Origin of the sequence: Winogradskyella undariae (assembly GCF_013285155.1) — a bacterium.
GTDB classification, from domain to species: domain Bacteria; phylum Bacteroidota; class Bacteroidia; order Flavobacteriales; family Flavobacteriaceae; genus Winogradskyella; species Winogradskyella undariae.
The window spans coordinates 447,825-470,986 of sequence record NZ_JABTEL010000001.1 but is presented as its reverse complement, the minus strand read 5'-3'; the positions used below and the strand labels follow the sequence as shown (position 1 = coordinate 470,986).

21 protein-coding genes are annotated in these 23,162 nt (G+C 31.6%); 5 read left to right on the top strand and 16 right to left on the bottom strand.

Going from position 1 to position 23,162, the window contains the following annotated elements; genetic code table 11:
- The gene (locus HSX10_RS01895) at positions 1-1,188 is read left to right on the top strand and encodes an acetate/propionate family kinase (protein WP_173586505.1); all 1,188 of its coding nucleotides are present in this window, start codon (positions 1-3) and stop codon (positions 1,186-1,188) included.
- Here the strand turns inward: HSX10_RS01895 and HSX10_RS01890 are convergent.
- From HSX10_RS01890 to HSX10_RS01850, 9 genes are all read right to left on the bottom strand, one after another.
- Positions 1,174-1,917: a head GIN domain-containing protein gene (locus HSX10_RS01890; RefSeq protein WP_173586504.1), complete on the bottom strand. Its 744-nt coding sequence runs from the start codon at positions 1,915-1,917 to the stop codon at positions 1,174-1,176. The genes HSX10_RS01895 and HSX10_RS01890 overlap by 15 nt on opposite strands.
- Positions 1,914-3,005, bottom strand: coding sequence for an acyloxyacyl hydrolase (locus HSX10_RS01885; RefSeq protein ID WP_173586503.1), 1,092 nt, complete (start codon positions 3,003-3,005; stop codon positions 1,914-1,916). Before HSX10_RS01885 ends, HSX10_RS01890 begins: the two co-directional genes overlap by 4 nt.
- Positions 3,006-3,369: 364 nt before the next feature.
- Positions 3,370-4,419, bottom strand: coding sequence for an NAD(P)/FAD-dependent oxidoreductase (locus tag HSX10_RS01880; RefSeq protein ID WP_173586502.1), 1,050 nt, complete (start codon positions 4,417-4,419; stop codon positions 3,370-3,372).
- A gap of 3 nt (positions 4,420-4,422) precedes the next feature.
- Positions 4,423-5,001: a precorrin-2 dehydrogenase/sirohydrochlorin ferrochelatase family protein gene (locus HSX10_RS01875; protein WP_173586501.1), complete on the bottom strand. Its 579-nt coding sequence runs from the start codon at positions 4,999-5,001 to the stop codon at positions 4,423-4,425.
- Between the two features lie 2 nt (positions 5,002-5,003).
- Positions 5,004-5,771 carry a uroporphyrinogen-III C-methyltransferase gene (gene cobA, locus HSX10_RS01870; protein ID WP_173586500.1) on the bottom strand — a complete coding sequence of 256 codons (768 nt, stop codon included), beginning with the start codon at positions 5,769-5,771 and terminating at the stop codon, positions 5,004-5,006.
- 4 nt (positions 5,772-5,775) lie between these two features.
- Positions 5,776-7,869, bottom strand: coding sequence for a ferredoxin-like domain-containing protein (locus HSX10_RS01865; protein WP_173586499.1), 2,094 nt, complete (start codon positions 7,867-7,869; stop codon positions 5,776-5,778).
- Positions 7,870-7,955: 86 nt separating this feature from the next.
- Positions 7,956-8,576 (bottom strand): phosphoadenosine phosphosulfate reductase domain-containing protein, encoded by a 621-nt coding sequence (locus tag HSX10_RS01860; protein ID WP_173586498.1) that lies wholly within the window; start codon positions 8,574-8,576, stop codon positions 7,956-7,958.
- Positions 8,573-8,833: a DUF2061 domain-containing protein gene (locus tag HSX10_RS01855; RefSeq protein WP_173586497.1), complete on the bottom strand. Its 261-nt coding sequence runs from the start codon at positions 8,831-8,833 to the stop codon at positions 8,573-8,575. The genes HSX10_RS01860 and HSX10_RS01855 overlap by 4 nt, the downstream gene beginning before the upstream one ends.
- 162 nt (positions 8,834-8,995) lie before the next feature.
- Entirely contained in the window at positions 8,996-9,421 is a 426-nt protein-coding gene (locus HSX10_RS01850; RefSeq protein ID WP_173586496.1) for an RrF2 family transcriptional regulator, read from the bottom strand.
- Positions 9,422-9,736: 315 nt separating this feature from the next.
- Between HSX10_RS01850 and metK the strand changes: the two genes are divergently transcribed.
- Positions 9,737-10,990 carry a methionine adenosyltransferase gene (gene metK, locus HSX10_RS01845; protein WP_173586495.1) on the top strand — a complete coding sequence of 418 codons (1,254 nt, stop codon included), beginning with the start codon at positions 9,737-9,739 and terminating at the stop codon, positions 10,988-10,990.
- A gap of 85 nt (positions 10,991-11,075) precedes the next feature.
- Here metK and HSX10_RS01840 read toward each other — a convergent pair whose 3' ends face one another.
- On the bottom strand, positions 11,076-12,011 hold the full coding sequence (locus HSX10_RS01840; RefSeq protein WP_173586494.1) for a dihydrofolate reductase: 936 nt from the start codon (positions 12,009-12,011) through the stop codon (positions 11,076-11,078).
- Between the two features lie 291 nt (positions 12,012-12,302).
- Between HSX10_RS01840 and HSX10_RS01835 the strand changes: the two genes are divergently transcribed.
- Complete coding sequence (locus HSX10_RS01835) at positions 12,303-12,602, top strand: isoamylase early set domain-containing protein (protein WP_173586493.1); 300 nt, start codon at positions 12,303-12,305, stop codon at positions 12,600-12,602.
- 56 nt (positions 12,603-12,658) lie between these two features.
- Here HSX10_RS01835 and HSX10_RS01830 read toward each other — a convergent pair whose 3' ends face one another.
- The 6 genes from HSX10_RS01830 to HSX10_RS01805 form a co-directional block, all read right to left on the bottom strand.
- Complete coding sequence (locus HSX10_RS01830; protein WP_173586492.1) at positions 12,659-13,504, bottom strand: energy transducer TonB; 846 nt, start codon at positions 13,502-13,504, stop codon at positions 12,659-12,661.
- Between the two features lie 9 nt (positions 13,505-13,513).
- Positions 13,514-14,338, bottom strand: coding sequence for a thymidylate synthase (locus tag HSX10_RS01825; protein WP_173586491.1), 825 nt, complete (start codon positions 14,336-14,338; stop codon positions 13,514-13,516).
- A gap of 166 nt (positions 14,339-14,504) precedes the next feature.
- Entirely contained in the window at positions 14,505-16,217 is a 1,713-nt protein-coding gene (locus HSX10_RS01820; protein WP_173586490.1) for a NupC/NupG family nucleoside CNT transporter, read from the bottom strand.
- 17 nt (positions 16,218-16,234) lie between these two features.
- A complete protein-coding gene (locus tag HSX10_RS01815; protein ID WP_173586489.1) occupies positions 16,235-16,852 on the bottom strand; it encodes a bifunctional nuclease family protein in 618 nt (205 codons plus the stop codon).
- Positions 16,853-17,036: 184 nt separating this feature from the next.
- On the bottom strand, positions 17,037-17,999 hold the full coding sequence (locus tag HSX10_RS01810) for an electron transfer flavoprotein subunit alpha/FixB family protein (protein ID WP_173586488.1): 963 nt from the start codon (positions 17,997-17,999) through the stop codon (positions 17,037-17,039).
- A gap of 110 nt (positions 18,000-18,109) precedes the next feature.
- On the bottom strand, positions 18,110-18,856 hold the full coding sequence (locus HSX10_RS01805) for an electron transfer flavoprotein subunit beta/FixA family protein (RefSeq protein ID WP_173586487.1): 747 nt from the start codon (positions 18,854-18,856) through the stop codon (positions 18,110-18,112).
- A 672-nt stretch (positions 18,857-19,528) separates the two neighbouring features.
- Between HSX10_RS01805 and HSX10_RS01800 the strand changes: the two genes are divergently transcribed.
- On the top strand, positions 19,529-20,506 hold the full coding sequence (locus tag HSX10_RS01800; RefSeq protein WP_173586486.1) for a pyruvate dehydrogenase complex E1 component subunit beta: 978 nt from the start codon (positions 19,529-19,531) through the stop codon (positions 20,504-20,506).
- Between the two features lie 88 nt (positions 20,507-20,594).
- The gene (locus HSX10_RS01795; RefSeq protein WP_173586485.1) at positions 20,595-23,105 is read left to right on the top strand and encodes a DUF5686 and carboxypeptidase-like regulatory domain-containing protein; all 2,511 of its coding nucleotides are present in this window, start codon (positions 20,595-20,597) and stop codon (positions 23,103-23,105) included.
- Positions 23,106-23,162: the final 57 nt, after the last annotated feature.

Below are 23,162 nucleotides of genomic sequence, written 5' to 3'. Positions count from 1 at the left end.
ATGCAACAAATATTAGTATTAAACTCAGGAAGTTCTTCTTTAAAATTTCAATTATTCACTATGCCAGAGGAAACCGTTTTATGTTCTGGTTTAATTGAACGTATAGGCTCTGAAGATGCCAAATTTAAATATAAAACAAACAGAGAAAAAATTAGAGTTGTCACTCCTATTCCTAATCATAAAGTAGCATTAGAAATATTAGCTAAGCAATTATTAGATCCAGAAACAGGAAGTATAAAATCTCCAGAAGATATTGATGTCGTTGCACACAGAGTTGTACATGGTGGAAAAGAATTTAGTGAAACAATTGAAATCACTAAAAACGTTAAAGATAAAATTAAAGCTTTATCTCCTTTAGCACCATTACATAACCCAGCAAATTTAGAAGGGATTAATATTGCAGAAACTATTTTCAAAAAAGCAAAACAAGTTGCCGTTTTTGATACTGCTTTTCATCAAACAATACCAGAGCATGTTTATAAGTATGCCTTACCAAATAAATTTTCAGACAAAATAAGACTTTACGGATTTCATGGTACAAGTCATAAATATGTAAGTGAAAAAGCGATTGGTTTATTAGGTGAAAAAGAATCTAAAATAATTACCATTCACTTAGGAAATGGATGTAGTATGTCTGCAATAAAAAATGGAGTATGTATTGACCACTCATTAGGTTTTTCTCCAAATGCAGGATTAATTATGGGAACGCGTTCTGGTGATTTAGATCCGACAATAATTTTTTACTTAGCTGAAAAATTTAACTTAAACTTGAAAGAATTAAACACGCTGCTTCAAAAAGAAAGTGGTATGCTAGGATTAACTGGCCATGGAGATTTAAGAGAAATTGAAGAATTAGCTAAGGAAGGTGATAAAGCTTGCCAATTAGCAATTAAAATGAACACCTATCGTATAAAAAAATATATAGGAAGTTATACTGCTGCTTTAAACGGCTTAGATGCCATTGTATTTACTGCTGGTATTGGAGAAAACTCCACTATAATGAGAGAGTTAATTTGTGAAGATTTAGACTTTTTAGGAATTAAATTAGACATTGTTAAAAATAATGAAAGACTAAAAACCATTAGAACAATTAGCACCCCAGATTCTAAAATAAAAGTATTTGTAATACCAACTAATGAAGAATTAGAAATTGCAAAAGAGACTTATGATTTATTAGTTAAAGAATAATTGACCTGTATATAAACGTTCAATATCAACATCTGGTGGCTCATTAACTGAAAATAAATTCCCAGTACTTTTGAGCTCACCAGATAATGATTGTTGCGGATTTACAATCATATCATTACTACTTCGGTGAAAAACATTAACATTCTCTGCTATTAAGTTTTCACCTTCAAAACGGCCTGCTCCTGCATAAAAGCCAACAAACAAATCCTCTACATTACCATCTATATAAAAGAACGATAAGTTATTGGATGTTATATTTAATCTTTCTGAATTAATAGTAAGCCTAAAATCACCAATGGTAAAGTCATTATCCGTATTAAAACTCTCAGAATACAATGTTAAATTATCATAGTTTAAAACTCCATCTGATGAAATATCATATTGAGTAGATGTACTTATCTCTGTAAGATTTGGTGTTTCAACAAAAACTTTAGTAATGCCATAATCTCTAACAAAGTTGCAAGAATTATTATCTATAAGTATCAACTGATTACCTACAACCTCAACTATAACATCATTAATTAAGTTTTCACCAGACTCAACTACGACCTTATATTCTGCTGCTTCTTTTATTATTAATTCTACATCTCTGTTAACTAAAATACGTTCAAAACTAGATACTATAACTTCTTGTTGAATTAAATCTCCTGATGTTTGAAAACAATCATTTGCATCTTCACTATTACAAGAAAGAAACAATAAAACAAATAAGTACGTTAGTTTTTTCATAATCTTACTCCTATTCCTAATTCTACAGCTTCAGCTTTAGCTCCATGAGATTTTAAGGTTAATGCTCCAAAAAAGTTATCTCCAAAATAACGTTTTAAACCTATCCTTAAATAGGTTCGACCTTCAAAATCATAAGGATAATACACATAATAACCTACTTGAGTTTCTACAGATAGTTTATTAACAAACAATTCATGCCCTACAAAAAGTCCTACTCGTTTGTAATCTTCGTCTCCACTTATATTTTCTTCAGGAAATGAAACGGACTTGTAATAAATCAATTCTTTTAAAAATTTTGAAAAGAATACATCAGCTCCAAATTGAATTGCACTAACATGACTTAAGCGTTTATCTGCATAAGCTGATATAACATAAAATGGAAATTGACCACTACCAATAATGTCACTTTGATTAATACCTGATCTAAAGACTAGGTTGTATTTTATTTTTTCTGTGAATTTTTCATCACTTAAATTACTGATAAACTCAGAATCTTCTGTATCTAAATCATAGGTTAAACCTACATTAAGCGCAATTGTATTTACACTTGTATTTGGTGCTTTTACATTTGCATTTGAATAATGAATTAAAGACAACCCCGCCTGAAGACCAAAACGATTAAATAAGCGATCCTTCTTGTAATTAATCATCAGATAAGTAGAACTCAATATCTCAGAACCAAAAGCTATATTCTTAGGATTATCAATTTTATCATAAGGATTAGTATTGTATGCTAAACCTTGTGCAATACGCAACATAATATTACGCTTAAAGAAATAAAAATTATAGTGCGCATACAACCCGTAGCTATCACCTAATTTGCTATTCTTAAAATCTTGATACATGAAAGACGCCCCATAATCTGGATAATTATAGCGTTGTTGCCATGCTTTATCTCCAAAAGTTTTTTTGTTCCAACTGAAAAAAAAACCTTCAGGGTGACCTGTAATTAAATGTAGTATATCATTGTTGTGAAGTGCTATGTTTCCTCCAAAATAATTGAGGTCAACATAGGTATTATGTGCTTTATCTTGCCCATAAATAGTTATAGACATTATTACTAAAATTGTACATAATAGATTTCGCATTGGTAATTATTAAGCCGTAAAAATAGTCAATAATTACAATTTGCCTCTACCTAACGTACAAGAATGCTATATAAATAATGTAGCAATTAAAGATACTGCTGTTAACAACAATAGTTGTAATGCAAATCTAAAATCTGATTTATACTTATTTATTAATTTCATGATTTAAGGCTTTAACCAAATTGAACATTTACACTCAATATTGGTATTAATAAAGCGCAAATATCTGATTAAAAAAATATTCTTTTGTTAATTTAATTCTAATAAATAGTTATCTAATTAAATTTAAGTCGAAATCTTAAGTTTAATTCAATTTCGACTTAAATTTAAGCCTCATAAATAGACATGTGATAATATTATTAAATTACACTATTGCCTTTACTACTGCTTTTGGTGATTCTTTTCTTGTACCATCAAAGCCATTAATACCACTTACAGTTGTGTATTTTAAAACAAACTTTTTACCTGGATTTAATAGTTTATAAGCCGATTGACACATTAGTGTAGCTTCATGAAAACCACATAAAATTAATTTCAGTTTACCTTCGTATGTATTCACATCTCCAATAGCATAAATACCAGGGATATTGGTTTGGTAATCTAAAGTATCTACTTTTATAGCATTCTTTTCGATCTCTAATCCCCAATCTCCTATCGGTCCTAGTTTTGGAGATAACCCGAAAAGCGGAATAAAAGCATCTGCTTCTAAAATTTCAGTTTCACCATCTTTAGTCACAGATACACCTTCAATTTTAGTTTCGCCATGTAACGCTGTAATTTCAGCAGGTGTAATAATATTAATTTTGTTTAGAGATTTTAATTCTTGCGCTCGTTCTACAGAATCTAATGCCCCTCTAAATTCATTTCGTCTGTGAACAAGCGTTACCTCTGAAGCTACATCTGCTAAGAAAATACTCCAATCTAAAGCAGAATCTCCACCACCTGCAATCACCACTTTTTTATCGCGATACACTTCTGGATCTTTAATAAAGTAAGCTAAACCGTTATCTTCATATTTATCAATACCATCTAACGGTGGTTTTCTAGGTTCAAAACTTCCTAAACCTCCTGCAATCGCAATTATAGGTGCATGGTGTTGTGTGCCTTTATTTGTAGTTACAATAAAACTCCCGTCTTCTAATTTCTCAATGGTTTCTGCTCGTTCTCCTAAGGTAAAACCAGGCTGAAATTGCTTGCCTTGTTCTAATAGATTAGATGTTAAATCGTCTGCTAATATTTCGGGGAACCCTGGAATATCGTAAATCGGTTTTTTGGGATATAATTCTGAGCATTGCCCACCAGCTTGAGGTAAAGCATCTATTAAATGACATTTCATTTTTAACAATCCTGCTTCAAATACTGTAAATAATCCTGTTGGCCCTGCGCCTATGATAAGTATATCTGTTTTAATCATAATCTATAATTTCTCTACTAAACCTTTAGTAAATTCATTTAACTTTTCGACTTTCTGTTCAAAGTCACCTTTTATTGTTTTTCTGTAAACATTGAGATTCTTCACTAAATCATCAATATTTTCAGGGATAACGTCTTCAAAAAACTGACGTAATCGCTTTGCTGTAGTTGGCGATTTTCCATTGGTAGAAATCGCAACTTTCACATTACCTTTAGTAACAATCCCTCCCATATAAAAATCGCAATATGGTGGATTATCAGCCACGTTGACTAATTTATCTTGTGCTCGGCAATCTCTATATATTTCGACATTAATTTCAGGAAGATCCGTTGTTGCAATAACAATGTGATGTCCTTTTAAGTAATCTATATTATAATTATCGGTAATTCTATTAACGTTACCTGTATCTGCTATTGCAATGGTTCCTTCTCTAAACATTGGCGAAACCATAGTGACATTTGCATCTGGACTCGACTTTAATAAAAAGGTCAATTTTTCTTCTGCAACGTAACCACCACCAACGATTAAGACTTTAAGATTATTCGTTTTTAGAAAAATGGGATATAAATTATTTCTTTCCATTATTACGCGGTTTTTTTATGCGCCAAATCAGCTTCAACATACATATCTGAAAGATCTACACGCTGATTTACAACTTCGCCTATAATGATAATTGCAGGATTAGACAATTGCTTTTCTTCTACAATAGCTTCGATAGTAGACATTTTACCAATCCCTACTTTTTCATTTACTCGTGTACCATTTTGAATTATTGCAATCGCTGTTTCCGATTTTCCTTCTTTTGAAAAAATCTGAACAATTTCTGAAAGTTTACTCATCCCCATTAAAATCACAACTGTTGCCGTAGACTTTGCAGCTAAAGCAATATCACCTGAGATTTGATGCGATTTTGTGGTTCCTGTAATGACCCAAAAGCTTTCAGATGCATTTCGTTTTGTTAACGGAATACCTTGGTAAGCTGGTACTGCAGCAGATGAAGAAATACCGGGAACAACAGCGACTTCAATAGCATATGCTTTAGCATACTCTAATTCTTCTGCGCCACGACCAAATATAAATGGATCTCCACCTTTAAGACGCACTACATGCCCGCATCTCAAAGCACGTTCTATGATTAACTCATTAATTTGACTCTGTTGATATGCATAGCAACCTTTGCGTTTACCAACAAAAATTAATTCTGCATTTGGCGAAGCATACTCTAACAACTCGTTATTAACAAGCGCATCATACAAAATAACATCTGCAGATTTAATGGCTTTTATGGCCTTAACAGTAATTAAATCTACGTCTCCAGGTCCTGCGCCTACTATGGTTAATTTAGGTGTCATAATCTTATTTTTTTTCAGCAACCTGATTGTCTCTAAAAGCTCTTACACTTTTTAAAAATTGCTGTGCTGTATTTATATAATTACTTGCAAAATCTTCCGTTGGTGGAACCGTTTTTATTTGATAGATTATATCTGAAAAAGAAGCTCCTAATTCAATTTTATTTGTGTCTACAAAAAGTTCATCGAACTGTTTAATAATTCCGGCTTGCGTATTTGTGGTTATATTTTCTGAAAGTAAAATGGCTTTTGCCGAATTTACCATAGAACGATACGCTTCGTATATAGCACCAGAATACACTTTGTTTTTATAAGCTACTTGTGCTTCTTCAATCTTTTCATCACTTTCTAAAAACAATGTGGCAATTAAATCGATAACCACACCTGCACACTCACCAATTCCGATGGCTTTTACATATTCTTCTTCTGTTCCCCAATCAATAAAATCTTGTTGAGTAAGATTATCTACACTAGACAAATCTGTTAATAGTTGATAAAAATACTTTTCACCTTGTTCTTTATAGTAATCTACAAATAGTTTCCCTGCTGCATTTTCTTCAAAATCATTTAGAATTCTACGCAACGCTTCAGGTCCTCTTCGGCTTGGGATTTTAACGACTTTATCAGCAAAATAAGCCTTACCATTTCCTAAATTTCCACCACCCAAAAGCACTTGTAATGCGGGTGCCACTAATTTATCTTTGGTTCTGATAGACATCCCTTGAAAACCTATATTTGCCATATTGTGTTGCCCACAAGCATTCATACAACCACTAATTTTAATGACTAAATCATTGTTTTCTAAATACTGTGGATATTCTGCTTTAATAACACGTTCTAATTCTTCCGCAATTCCTGTACTACTTGCAATACCTAGGTTACAAGTATCTGTACCAGGACACGCTGTAATATCTACGGCTTTGTTATAGCCCGCTTCTACAAAACCAAGCTTCTCTAATTCGGTATAGAAAAAAGAAAGAGCTTCTTCTTTTACAAAAGGAATTAAAATATTCTGGCGTAAGCTTAATCTAATTTCACCTGCCGCATATTGTTCTACCAAATCAGCTAACAACCTTGCTTTATCGGTATAAAAATCACCTAAAAGTACTTTAATACCAATCGCCACATAGCCGTCTTGTTTTTGAGGAATTACATTCGTAGACTTCCATAGTTTGTAGGCTTCTTCATTTTTAATCGTAACTTTTGGAAAATTGACTTCAACTGGTTTTGAAGCCGTATAATTAGATTCATCAATTGTTACCGTTTTAAACTCTATAGCCGTTTTTTCTTCTTCAACTAGTACTTTAAAAGCCTCTACTCCAATATCTTTCAACAAGAATTTCATTCGGGCTTTGGCTCTACTTTTTCGTTCGCCATAGCGGTCAAAAACCCTAAGTACACCTTCCATTAAAGGAATAATTTTATCTGCGGGTAAAAATTCATAAAATAAATCGGCATGTCTTGGTTGTGATCCTAAACCACCAGCTAACATGACTTTAAAACCTTTAACACCGTTTTCAATTTTAGCAATAAAACCTAAATCGTGCATGTAAGACAAACCTGTATCTTCATCTGAAGCTGAAAATGACACCTTAAATTTTCGACCCATTTCTTGACAAATAGGGTTTCTTAAAAAGAATTTAAATAAAGCATCTGCATAAGGAGAAACATCAAATGGTTCATTGATATCGATGCCAGCAGTTTCACTAGCGGTAACGTTTCTTACGGTATTTCCACAAGCTTCTCTAAGCGTAACATTATCACGTTCTAATTCCGCCCAAAGTTCTGGTGTTCTGTTTAAATCTACATAGTGAATTTGAATATCTTGACGTGTAGTTATGTGCAATCGACTTCTAGAATATTCATCTGAAACCTCAGCAATACGACGCAACTGATGACTTAGAACTTTACCGTAAGGTAATTTAATTCTAATCATCTGCACACCCTCTTGGCGTTGCCCATAAACGCCTCTGGCTAAACGTAGACTACGGAATTTTTCTTCATCAATCTTACCCTTATAAAAAAGCTCAATCTTATTAGCTAACTCAAGGATATCCTTCTGTACAACAGGATTTTCTAATTCGGTTCTAAAACTTTGCATAATTTAAACTATATTATTCCTATAGATTTGATAGGATAATGAAACGTATTTTTTAAGCTACTGATAGCCTTTATTTTAAAATTGTATTACTGAAAATGTATGCCACATTCTCTATTGAGAAGTGCCTTAATAGGATCGAAATAATCAGCATTTTTAGCTAATTCATTATCCTGTATATATTGATCTAAATCTTTATCACTCCAATAATAAAAAGGACTCACCTTAAGTATTCCTTCTTTACTGTAGCTTAAAATATCTTTCTTATCTCTAAATTCTGTTTGTCTAATTCTAATATTTGTAAACCAGATATCAGGATTTTCTTCTTTTAACGCACGTCTAAAAGGTTCTAATTTTACGACTTCTGAAAATTCATCATGATTATCATCCTCTAAATTAGGAAGCCCAATAGTAGAATCAATTTCTGCTTTAGTCTGTAAACTTTTATATTTTCGAATATTAAGATCATACTCATCAATTAAATTTGCTGCATGCTCGTAAGTTGAAGGCTGATTATATAAAGTATCACACCACACAACTCTAATATCATTATCTAATTGAGACATTGTGCTTAGTAAAACTGAAGAATAGATACCAAAACTAGTGGTTACAATTCTATTTTCAGATAGCTCTAAAGCCCATTCTGCTATTTCAATAGGTGATTTATCTTTTAACTTTTTATTCCAAACATCAATATCTATATCTATCATTTTCCCCATTTTATATTGTTCCAAGTGCGCTCATGAAAAAAATAAAGCACCATTTTGGTTATTAATTCTACACCTCCAATAGCAGCTGCTAATGCCAATGTTCCTGTAATTAAGTACGAAATAATTACAGTATCTATAGTACCAACAATTCTCCAACTGATAGTCTTTGCTATACTTCTCTTAATATTTTCTTGAGTTGAATGCAATTCTAATTTCTCTTTTTCTAAACTAGAATCAGCTTGTAATACACGATTCATAATATGTTTTTAATTTACAATCTTTTACCCTATCGACTTACTAGAGTATGCAAACATAAATATTATTTTTGAAACTAAAAGTTAAATCTTTCGAAAAAAGAACAAACAGAACTTATAGCACACTAATTAACAGCATCATATAAAAACAATATTGAGCATTATTTATAAAGTTACATGAGTATCGGATAGATCTGCTAAAGTTGTATTGCGGAATATTTCAAGAGTATTATCGCGAACTTTAAGCATTATTTTGTTAACCGCACAAGTTGCTTCATCAGGACAATCAGCACATTTTTCATAAAAATTTAAACTTACACAAGGCACCATAGCAATAGGACCTTCAAGTAAGCGCATCACTGTAGTCATAGGAATTTCTTTTGGATCTCTTAAAAGATAATAGCCACCGCCTTTACCCTTTTTAGATCCTAACATTCCATTTTTTCGTAAGGTTAATAAGATACTTTCAAGAAATTTTTGAGAGATATTTTCAGTTTTAGAAATTGTAGAAATCTGCACGGGCTTACGATCTTCTTGTCTAGCCAAATGCACTAACGCCTTAATTCCGTATTTTGTTTTCTTTGAAAGCATAGTGTAAATCTAAGGATTTTTTAATCATCAAAAAAAACTAAAGAACTCACAATTAATAATTTTAAGATTTTCTTTAGACTATAAGATTTTTTGTGTTGATATTAATACGTACTTTTGCCGAGAATTATAAGAGGAAAAATTTGTCTGATTGCAACCTCTAGTGCTGAAACCATTTCAGTACCTGTTCATTAAGAACAGATTCTGAATTAAATTCAGAATAAAAAATGCTAAAGCAGTAAGTTTTCTACTTCTCTAGCGACCTTGTAATCGAAAAGTTTTTCTATAACTGAATTATTATTCTAAATAATAGAATTTATGCCATATTTATTTACTTCTGAAAGTGTTTCGGAAGGACACCCAGACAAAGTAGCGGACCAAATAAGCGATGCTCTAATAGACAATTTTTTAGCCTTTGATAAGGAAGCTAAAGTAGCATGTGAAACTTTAGTCACGACAGGTCAGGTTGTACTTGCGGGTGAAGTAAAGTCTAATACATATCTTGATGTACAAAAAATAGCAAGAGACACTATAAACAAAATAGGCTATACAAAAAGTGCTTATATGTTTGATGGAAATTCTTGTGGTGTTTTATCTGCAATCCACGAACAATCTGAAGAAATTAGCCAAGGTGTTGTTAGAGCATCAAAAGAAGAGCAAGGTGCAGGTGACCAAGGAATGATGTTTGGTTATGCAACTAATGAAACCGAAAATTTTATGCCTTTAGCATTGGATTTATCGCACCGAATTTTAAAAGAATTAGCTGAATTACGTCGTGAAAATAAAGATATCACGTACTTAAGACCAGATTCTAAAAGTCAGGTTACTATTGAGTATAGTGATGATAATGTACCACAACGTGTAGATGCTATTGTTGTTTCTACACAACATGATGATTTTGATGCTGATGAAGCTATGTTAGCTAAAATTAGAAAAGATATCATTGAGATATTAATCCCTAGAGTCATTGCTAAATTACCAGAACATATTCAAGAATTGTTTAATGATGATATTACTTATCACATTAATCCAACAGGTAAATTTGTAATTGGAGGACCTCATGGTGATACAGGATTAACAGGTCGTAAGATTATTGTTGATACTTACGGAGGAAAAGGTGCACATGGTGGTGGTGCTTTCTCTGGTAAAGATCCAAGTAAAGTAGATAGAAGTGCTGCATATGCAACAAGACATATTGCTAAAAATTTAGTTGCTGCTGGTTTGTGTGATCAAATTTTAGTACAAGTATCTTATGCAATTGGGGTTGCTGAACCAATGGGTATATTTATTGATACTTATGGAACTTGTCATTTTAATTTAACAGATGGTGAGATTGCTAAAACAGTTCAAACACTTTTTGACATGAAACCAGCTGCTATAGAAGCACGTTTAAAACTACGTCAGCCAATGTATAGTGAAACTGCTGCATACGGTCATATGGGAAGAAAAAACGAAACCGTGAGTAAAACTTTTTACTTACCGAATGCTGATTCTAAAACTTTAGAAGTAGAGTTATTTACTTGGGAAAAATTAGATTATGTTGATAAAGTAAAAGAAGCTTTCAATATTTAATAAAACTTAAATATTACAAATAATAAAAACACCCTAACTTTTTTAGTTAGGGTGTTTTTAGTTTTAATTAATATCGAATAGATTTCTAAGTCATTTTTAAATATGTAATAAATGAAAAAGAATACTTATGCTTATCATCTGCTTCATGAGTTGTTCTACTTACTTCCCTCCATCTAGTTTCGTCTATTTTAGGGAAAAATGTATCTGCATTTTCAAAAGTTGCATGTACTCTAGTAATTTCTAATTTATCTACAAAAGGTAAAGCTTGCTTATAAATTTCACCGCCACCAATTACAAAAGGTTGTTTATCAAATCTAGCAGCATCAATAGCATCATTTAATGAATTTACAACTATAACACCTGCAGGTACTTTATAATCTTTCTGTCTTGTTATTACAACATGCGTTCTATTAGGCAAAGGTTTAGGAAAGCTCTCAAAAGTCTTACGCCCCATAATAATATAATGACCATTAGTAATCGATTTAAAATGTTTTAAATCATCGCTTAAATGCCAAATTAAATCATTGTCTTTCCCTATTGCATTGTCTTCACCTTCTGCTACAATTATGGTTAACTCAGATGTTCTTTTTTTTTTTATAACTTGAGGTGTTTCTTTTGTTTCATTAGATACCTCAGGAATTACCTTCTTAGTATCTTCTTTAATAAGATTCTGCTTTAATTTATCAATACGCACTTCTTGCAGGTTTACTAATTTTTCTAGCTGATGCTTCTCCCAATCTTTACCCATAAATTTATGAGTAATAAATACACTTACAAAGTGATAGATAAATAAGAATAACCAAGCTAATATGGCATAAACAAACCAATCAATGCCAGCGATAGTAAAATCTTTTTTAATCCCTAAAACTGTATTAGCTATAATTAAAAAAACTGCACCTATTAAAAAAATAACAAAATGAATATAAAGACGTTTCTTTTGCTTGATACGCTTCTGAGCGTTTTCAATCAACTCTAATTGATCTTTATCTATTGTAGAAACTTGTTTTTTACTGCCAAACATAATTGTGATTTAATAAGATAAAGATACTTTTTTTTTGATAATATGTTTATATGATTTATATCCTTTTGATTTTATTTAGAAATCTATAATACAATAATGAAAATCAAAATAATAAGACAAATGATTATTACTAAGATTCTAAAATACACAACTAAATTTTACATAGTTAAAGATAAAATGGTTACAAAATTAATAAATCAATAAATGATTGTTTTTTAGACAATTAAATGTATTTCTATAATACAATCTTTCATCTTTTTGTTTTATATTTAATTGTTCAAACTTATTATTATGGCAATCAAAAAACAATTTTTAAAAACTAAGCCTGTTTGTAAAGTAACCTTTACGATTACTGCAAAAGAAGCTGAAAATGTAGCTGTAGTAGGAAACTTTAACGAGTGGAATACCGAAGCAAATCAATTAAAGAAATTAAAAAATGGCTCTTTTAAAGGGACTGTAGATCTGGCAAGTGATAATTCTTATGAATTTAGGTATCTTGTAGATGGAGAATCTTACATTAATGATGAGGAAGCTGATGAGTTTGCTTGGAATGAGTTTGCTGGTGCTGAAAATGGCATTATTAAATTATAAGACCTTTATCATAAAACAAAAAAGCATCTCTATAATTTAGAGATGCTTTTTTTTGTTTACTCAGTTACGCTAAAAACAATAGGCAAAGAGTAAGGAACTTTTACTGGTTTCTTTTTAAAATAACCTGGTCTCTTTAACTTAGGTATTTTGTTTATTACACGAATAGCTTCTGCTTCTAAATCGGGGTGTGGTCCTCTTGCTCTTATATCTGAAACCTTTCCTTTTTTATTGACATTAAATGTTACGTAAATACGTTTTAGCCCTTCAGAAAGACCTAATTTACTTGCTAGATTTATATTAAAATTATTTGAAATTAATTTATAGATCTCACTATTCATACATTTTAAAAGATCTTTATTATTTAATTTTCTATCACATCCTTTATAAACTGGTGCTTTTTCTATTATTGAAAATGGAATTATCTTTGGTTCATAGCCTACTAAAGGCATAATTGAATCTTTAGTTCTATCTAGAAAATAACCAAATATGCTACTTATATTTATTGCTACACCTTTATTATAGGTATCCAAAACGGGTTTCACCCTAGGAATTGAATCCAATAAGCCTTCATAACTCTGTTTAGATTCCGTGTTAGGATTTGTTACTAAGGAGTAATCTTTTACTATAACTCCAAATTCATCATAAAGAATATTTATAGGTACTGCAATTGTATCTCTTTTAGCTAAATAAAAAATAGAATCTTTAAAAAATTTATGATTCAATTGTTTTCCTATAAGTTCCTGAAGATTTATCTCATAGCATTTTTCTTTGTCTTCAGCTGTATCGCAACCATCAAAAATAACATAAGGTCTATTATAAACATTTTTAATAGGATCTGTTTGTGCCCAACTAAACTGCATTAATATTAAAAATATAATCGTAAATAATTCTGATAACTTCATAAATCAAATTTAAACAGCCACTTTACCCTTAATATGTGGATGAGGACTATAACCTTCAAGCGTAAAATCTTCAAATTTAAAATCGAAAATATTTTTTACCTCTGGATTTAAAATCATTTTTGGTAAAGGTCTAAGCTCTCTAGAGAGTTGTAATTCTAACTGCTCTTTGTGATTATTATAAATATGAGCATCTCCAAATGTATGAATAAAGTCTCCTGCTTCATAACCACAAACCTGTGCCATCATCATAGTGAACAATGCATAAGACGCAATATTAAACGGCACACCTAAAAATGTATCAGCACTACGCTGATAGAGTTGACAAGATAATTTACCATCAGCAACATAAAATTGAAAAAACGCATGACACGGCGGTAATGCTGCTTTTCCGTTAGCTACATTCTCTGAAAATGATTTTGAAGTATCTGGTAATACTGAAGGATTCCATGCTGAAACCAACATTCTTCTACTATTAGGATTATTCTTTAGAGTTTGAATAACTTCTTTAATCTGGTCAATATCTTCACTTGCCCAATTACGCCATTGATGACCATAAACAGGTCCCAAATCACCATTTTCATCAGCCCAATCGTTCCATATTTTTACTCCGTTCTCAGTAAGGTAATCAATATTAGTATCGCCTTTTAAGAACCAAAGTAATTCATAAATAATAGACTTTAAATGCAATTTCTTGGTTGTAACCATTGGAAAACCTTCACTTAAATCGAAGCGCATTTGATAACCAAATACACTTTTTGTACCTGTACCTGTACGATCTCCTTTTTCGTTTCCTTCAGCTAAAATATGTTTTACTAAGTCGTGATATTGTTTCATAAAATTTCCTGCAAAAACAGGAATCTCTTTTAATTAAACTTAAATTTAGGAATATATGCTGATTAATTTATCAGCAAGACTTGAAGCGAAAATAAAGAAAAAAAGCATCAAATGTAATATCTGATGCTTTAAGTATTTTTATAATCTAAAATTTATTCTTGTTGAATTACCCAATAATCATACCTGCAATAGTCGCAGAAATTAAAGAAGCAATAGTTCCTCCTATTAAAGCTTTCATTCCAAATTTAGATAACTGTGTACGTTGCCCTGGTGCTAAAGAACCAATTCCACCTATTTGAATTCCTATTGAAGCAAAATTAGCAAAACCACAAAGCATATAAGTTGCCATAATAATTGACTTCTCATATGTAAGATGTGTCGCATTCGCCACATTCTTTAAATCCGCTAATTGTATATAGCCTATAAATTCACTTGCAGCTAATTTTATTCCTAATAACTGTCCCATTAACGCCATATCTTCAGAAGCCACACCAATTAACCACATTAAAGGTGCAAATAAATAACCCAATATAAACTCTAAGGATAAACTTTCGTAAGGTGTGTTTGTTGCAATAATTTCATTAAGCGATGTAAAACTCCAATCAATATTTAAAGCAGCAATCTTAAAACCATCAAATCCAGCTACCCCCCCTAAAATTCCATTTATCATAGCAATAAAAGCTACAAAAACTAAGAGCATTGCTCCTACATTAACAGCTAATTTTAATCCCTCTGTAGTTCCGTTAGCTATAGCTTCTAAAATATTAGAACCAATTTTTTCTTGAGAAACTTCAACTTCAGTATTAATATCTTCGGTTTGAGGAAATAATATTTTTGAAATTACAATCGCTCCTGGTGCTGCCATAACTGAAGCGGCCAACAAATGTTTTGCATAAAACAACTGTAAAGCTTCATCTTCTCCTCCTAAAAATCCAATGTAAGCGGCTAAAACAGCACCTGCAACAGTTGCCATACCTCCTATCATTACGAGAAGAATCTCTGACTTATTCATTTTTTCTAAATACGCCTTAATAAGTAATGGCGCTTCGGTTTGACCTAAGAAGATATTACCAGCCACACTTAAACTTTCTGCACCAGAAATGCCTAAAAACTTAGAGAGTAACCACCCCATACCTTTTACAACTTTCTGAATCAATCCTAAATAGAATAAAACAGAGGTCAAGGCAGAAAAGAATATAATTGTTGGTAATACTTGGAAAGCGAAAATGAATCCGAAAGACTTAATATCTAGCATCCCTCCAAATAAAAACTCACTTCCTGCTTGTGTAAATCCTAGAATTGCAATAAATCCTTGTCCCACAACCTCGAAAGCGGTTTTAATAAAGTCTATTTTTAAAACACCAATGGCGATAACAAGTTGAAAAAGTAAGCCTATTCCAACCGTTTTCCAATTAATTGCTTTACGGTTGCTACTGAATAGAAAAGCGATAAAGATTAAAGAAACCATACCTAAAAGACCTCTCCATAAGCTTGTAAATGAAAATCCTTGATTTGGTATAATTTCTGTAAAAGTACCTTCTTGCTCTACAGTAATTTCTTCTGGTTTTGAAACCAAGTTGAAACTCATCTTCCTCCCTTTTAAAACCAAGGTAGAATCTGTTAGTTCTGTAATTTTATATCTTTTAATTGAATTAAGAGAATCATTATGATACAGTACCAATAAATCATTTTGAAACATGTAATTTCCATCAAGCGAATTATCGGTATCAGAAGAAAAATTGAATTCACCGTTTTGAAAATCTAAAGTATTGTAAATACTTTCAGAAGCATTTAGCTCCCATGTTTTTTCAAGTTCTTGTGCTGTTATTGATGAAAATCCAAGAAATATAGCAAAAATTGCCTTGAAAAAATAATTCATAAATAATAAGTATTTAGTTAGCGTTTAGAAATTTCATCTCTAATTTTGGCAGCCATTTCGTAATCCTCATTATTTACGGCTTCTTCTAAGAGAGTATTAAGATCTGAAAGAGATTTATTTTGATAACCACCTTGCTCTTCTGAAGAAGATTCAATTTCTTCAATAATAAGCTCATCCATTAGAATACTGTCTTGATCTTCTTCATCTTCCTTTTTAGGGTTGACTTTAAGATAGATACCTGCTTTATCTAAAATATTTTTGTAAGTAAAAATTGGAGATTGAAAACGTAAAGCCAAAGCGATAGCATCGCTAGTTCTGGCATCGATAATTTCTTCGATCTTATCGCGTTCGCAAATTAGGCTAGAGTAGAAAACGCCATCAACCAACTTATGGATAATGACTTGTTTAACCGTAATATCGAATCTGTCTGCAAAGTTTTTAAATAAATCGTGAGTAAGGGGACGCGGAGGTCGGATTTCCTTTTCTAAAGCAATAGCAATAGATTGCGCTTCAAAAGCACCTATAACTATTGGCAATTTTCGGTCACCATCTACCTCATTAAGTATTAAAGCGTAGGCACCATTTTGGGTTTGACTATACGATATGCCTTTGATATTTAAACGAACTAAACTCATAATTTATAAAACACAAAGAACTGTTTAAATTTGGACTTTACCAACTGCTTTAAGCAGATTTGATGAATTTCCCTGTTACTTCTGATAAAAAACGGATACAAAAGTAAGGTCTAAATTTAAACAGTCCTTATTAATATCTTTTAATTCTCACACATAAAATGCTGAATATTAAAAGGTCATAAAATTATGCATTTGCAGCTTTAAAAACTTTTAATTTTTCAATTAATTTAGGAACAACCTCAAATGCATCTCCAACAATTCCGTAATCAGCTGCCTTAAAGAAAGGTGCTTCTGGATCTGTATTAATTACCACTTTTACTTTTGAAGAGTTAATACCTGCTAAATGTTGAATTGCACCAGAAATCCCAATAGCAATATATAAGTTTGAAGCTACAGGTTTTCCTGTTTGCCCAACGTGTTCACTATGTGGTCTCCATCCTAAATCTGAAACCGGTTTAGAACATGCCGTTGCAGCTCCTAAAACCTCAGCTAATTCTTCAATCATTCCCCAGTTTTCTGGACCTTTAAGTCCTCTTCCTCCCGAAACAACAATTTCTGCATCAGCAATACTCACTTTATCTGTCGCTTTGTCTACCGACTCAACTGTAATCCCAGAATCTGGTATTGCAGGAGAAAAATCTTCAACAGATGCACTTCCTCCAGTTTCAACTAACCCGAATGAATTATTAGATAAACCAACAATTTTCACATCAGTATTGATTTCTGTGTTAGCAAATGCTTTATTTGTAAAAGCTGAACGCTTAACTGTAAAAGGAGAAACGCCAGAAGGAGCTTCTATAACATTAGAAACATAACCGGCTTCTAAAGCGACTGCTAACATAGGTGCTAGATATTTGCTATCAGCACTAGAGCTTAAAACAACAACTTTAGCATCTTCATTTTTAGCAGCACTCTCAACAATTGCTGTATATTTTTTAACATTAAAAGCTTTTAACGATTCATCTTTAATTAAAAGAACTTTAGAGGCTCCGTAATTACCTAATGCTTCTGTATTATCTGCATTTACAGCTATAGCAGTAACCGATGTTCCCATTTGGTCTGCAATAGCTTTTGCATATGAAACGACTTCTAAAGCCGCTTTTTTAAATTTTCCGTTTTCGGACTCTGTATATACTAGAATTGACATAAAATTTGATTTTTGTCATTCTTGCCAAAGCAAGAATCTATTTTGTTATTATTAATTTTTAAAATAGCATTCGTTAAATACTTAACCAATGCTGGTAGTGCAACTATAGATTAAATTACTTTAGCTTCGTTATGAAGTAAGTTTACCAACTCATCTATATTATCTGCATCTACTAATATCACTTCACTTTTAGCTATAGGCTTAATAAAACTTACAGCTTTAGTTTCTGCACTAACATCAATTGGTTCTACAACCGTTAATGGTTTTTTACGCGCCATCATAATCCCTCTCATATTAGGAATACGAAGATCACTTTCTTCAACCAAACCTTTTTGACCTCCTATAACTAAAGGTAACATTGTACTTACTGTTTCTTTTCCGCCATCAATTTCTCTAACCGCTTTTGCATTAGTTCCGTCAATTTCTAAACTGATACAATTACTCACAAAATTTGCATCGATTATTGCTGCTAACATTCCAGGAACCATAGCTCCGTTATAATCAATAGATTCTCTACCTGCTATAACTAAATCATAACCTCCGTCTTGAGCTACTTTTGCTAATTGTTTCGCTACAGCAAAACCATCAGTAGCTTCTGTATTAACTCTAATTGCAGAATCTGCTCCAATAGCTAAAGCTTTTCTTAATGTAGGTTCCGTTTCTGGACCACCAACATTAACAACATCTACACTTGCTCCTTGTTTTTCTTTAAACCACATAGCACGTGTTAAACCAAACTCATCATTAGGGTTAATTACAAATTGAACCCCTGTAGTATCAAATCTACTATCTCCTTCTGTGAAATTAATCTTTGATGTTGTATCAGGTACATGACTAATACATACTAATATCTTCATATAAAATAATTTTATTTTAAACGTCTTTTTCTCGATTACGAATATAAAAATAATAATTCGGATTTTTACTATGCGCGCATAATAAAATTTTCATAAAATCATTTTCAACTCAATAAAATGTTAAATTAATAAAAATTTAAGATTTTATTGTTAATTACATAGACTAAGATCCTAATAAAAGAATTTCAGTGTATAATCCCCTAGCATTTTAAGAACAAAAAAAATCATTCTCAAAATCTAGAATACCTTCAAAATCTAATAAGTTAAGATAAACAATAGTTATATTAAAGACTAGTACATTAATAATAATGTTTCAACCAAAGTTTATAAAAAGAAATAATATGATCAATAACCCTCAAAAAAAAATAAAAATATTGATCTGAAAGGTCCAAAATATTCACATATCAGGATTTTTGAGTCAATGTAAAAATATTTTTCAATATATAATTAGCAATTTGGCCACTTTACCCCAAAATAAACTTTGCTTAACAATAAAAAAACAAGACTATAAACATCTAATATGCAAACCATTACACTTTTAACACTCTCTTTATTATACAGCTATAAAACAATCACAATTCTAAAATGAAAATAAATTCATTTTTCACTCTACTTTTAATGGTATTTTATATCCATAATTATTATTTTTGCTAGACGTTTAAAAATAGAAAAATGAAGACAATTCAATTTAGAGAAGCAATTTGTGAAGCCATGAGCGAAGAAATGCGCAGAGATGAGAGTGTTTATCTTATGGGCGAAGAAGTAGCAGAATATAATGGTGCTTATAAAGCATCAAAAGGAATGTTAGACGAGTTTGGTGCAAAACGTGTAATTGATACACCAATTGCAGAGCTTGGTTTTGCAGGTATAGCAATCGGATCTACAATGACAGGTAATCGTCCTATTGTAGAATACATGACGTTTAACTTCTCTCTAGTTGGTATTGACCAAATTATAAATAATGCAGCAAAAATCAGACAAATGTCTGGTGGACAATTTAACTGTCCTATCGTATTTAGAGGCCCAACAGCTTCTGCTGGTCAATTAGGAGCAACACACTCACAAGCTTTAGAAAATTGGTTCGCAAACACACCAGGTTTAAAAGTAATAGTACCTTCTAATCCTTATGACGCAAAAGGTTTATTAAAATCTGCTATTAGAGATAATGATCCTGTTATCTTTATGGAAAGTGAACAAATGTATGGTGATAAAGGAGAAGTACCAGAAGGAGAATACACTTTACCTATTGGTGTTGCTGAAATTAAACGTGAAGGTACTGATGTAACTATCGTATCTTTTGGTAAAATTATCAAAGAAGCTTATAAAGCTGCAGATGAATTAGCTAAAGAAGGAATTTCTTGCGAGATCATAGATTTACGTACAGTACGTCCATTAGATAAAGAAGCTGTTTTAAAGTCTGTTAAGAAAACAAATCGTCTTGTTATTTTAGAAGAAGCTTGGCCTTTTGGAAATGTTTCGACAGAAATTACATATATTGTGCAATCTGAAGCTTTTGATTACTTAGATGCTCCAATTGTAAAAATAAATACAGCAGATACACCTGCGCCTTATTCACCTGTATTATTAGCAGAATGGTTACCTAACAGTGACAGTGTTGTTAAAGCAGTAAAAAAGGTTATGTACAAATAAATTGCAGTTTTCTGCGTTTAATAAACTTCATTGGCGACCCTCAAGCTTAGTTTAGCATGGTTGTTGATGAAGTTTATTTTTTTTTAATATGAAATTAAAACTATTTATATCTTTTTTCGTTTTTGGATTTTTATCTGCATTGGCACAGACCAAAGTAAGCGGTCACGTCTACGATGAAAACAACTCACCTATTCCTTTTGCTAATGTTTTATTTTCTGGCTCAACGGAAGGTACAATTACAAATGAAGATGGTAAATTCTATTTAGAATCTGAAGATAACTGGAATACTTTAACCGTTTCATTCGTTGGCTTTGAAGTCTTAGAAATTCCATTAACCAAACGTGTTAATTACGACTTAAATTTTATACTTAAAGAAGAAACATCTACACTAGACGAAGTACTTATTGTTACCGGAAAACAATCTAAAAAAGCTTCCGAAAATCCTGCCATTAGAATTCTAAAAAAGATTTGGGAACGTAAAAGAAAAAATGGGTTAAACCAATTTAATCAATATGAATACGACCAATACGAAAAAGTAGAATTTGACCTAAACACAATTGACAGCGCTCTGATAAAAAGTAAACTTTTTAAAGGAATGGAATTTGTATTTGAAGAAGTTGATACTTCTAATGTTACAGGAAAAACCTATTTACCTATATTTCTAAATGAATCTGTAAAGAAAATATCAGGAGATAATAATCTTAATAAAAATCACGAAGAATTAATTGGTAATAAAAACTCTGGTTTTAGTAACAATCAAATGATTATTGATTTTATAGACGATTTATACTCAGAATACAACGTTTATGATAATTACCTAAAGTTCTTCGACAAAAGTTTTGTTAGCCCTTTGAGTAGAACAGGCATTCAAACTTACAACTACGTTTTATCTGATAGCGCGTACATAGGAGATAAATGGTGTTATAATATTATTTATTACCCAAGACGAAAAAATGAATTAACCTTTAAAGGTGATTTTTGGGTTAACGACTCTACTTATGCTATAAAAGAAATTAATCTTCAAGCTTCAAAAAGCGCAAATATAAACTGGGTTAAAGAAATTTATATTGAACAAGAATTTGAAGTTTTAAACGATTCTGTATTTCTAATTAAACGCGACTATTTTCTTTCAGACTTCTCTGTGAATAAAAAAGAAGAATCTAGAGGTCTATATGGAAAACGAACCACCATTTATGATAATTATAAGTTTAACCAACCCAAAGACCCAAAGTCTTATGACAAGGTTGTATATAATTATGATGAAGACGTATACAACAGAGAAGATAATTTTTGGCAAACCAATAGACTTGAAGCTTTAAGCAAAGACGAAAAAGGTATTTATAAGATGTTGGACACCCTAAAAACGGTTAAGAAATTTAAACGTTTATACAACCTTGGTAGCATCCTTGCTTCAGGTTATGTTGAGTTTACTAGTGCGAACTTAGACTATGGTCCTATTTTTTCAACATTTGGTTATAATGAAGTTGAAGGCGTTAGATTAAGAGGAGGAGGAAGAACTTATTTTGGACCAAACGATTTATGGAGAATCGAAGGCTTTTTAGCATACGGTTTTAAAGATGATAAGTTTAAATATGGTGTTTCTGGTAAATGGTTATTAGATAAACGCAGTAGACTTACCGTATTTGGAGGTAACAGGAGAGATGTAGAGCAGATAGGAGCTAGCTTAACAAGCTCTTCAGATGTTTTAGGTCGTAGTTTAGCTTCTTCTGCTGTTATTGGCACCGGGACTAATGACAAGCTTTCAAATATTACTCTTACAAATTTTGGCGCCTCAATAGAACCTCTACGTAATTTTGAAGTCCGTGTAGATGGTAGCTTTAGAACTTTAAGTTCTGCCTCACAAACATTTAGTTTAGATTACAACGACCCTGAATCTTCTACTGGAATAGCTACCGAAGTTAATCAATTTGAAACCCGATTTTCTTTAGGTTATTTCCCTAAACGTCAAATGACTGGTTTTGGTGTAGAACGTCAAAATAAAAATGATGATTTTGCAAGACTATTTACTCAAGTGAGCTATGGTAATCAAGATTGGTTTAATAGTGATTTTGATTATACTAAATTACAGTTTTCTTATATACAGCCTTGGCAAGTAGGTGGATTTGGAAGATTAGTAACCTCTGTAGAATTGGGTAAAACTTTTGGAGAAGTACCTCTTGGATTGCTAAGTATTGTTCCTGGTAACCAATCGTATTTTTCAATATACAATACGTTTACACAATTAGATTATTACGAATTTGTTACCGATACTTATAGTTCGGTACATTTAGAGCACAATTTTAACGGACGTATTTTCTCTCGTATTCCGTTCTTAAAGAAATATAACTTAAGAGCTATTTTAGGCTTAAGAGGAGTTTGGGGAGAGCTTTCTGATGAAAACATTGCTTTAAACAGCACAGGTAATCCAATGGAAATTCCATTAGTTTCACCAAATACACGTATGTATTACGAATATAGCTTTGGTGTTGCTAATATTTTTAAAATATTAAGATTAGACTTCAACTTTAAAGGTAACTATTTAGACCGACCAGACGCAAGAGCTTTTGGTGTTACTGGTAGTTTTGGCTTTTATTTTTAACAAAAAAACGATTTACAATTAAGTAAATCGTTTTTTTTGCATAATACTTTTAATGGC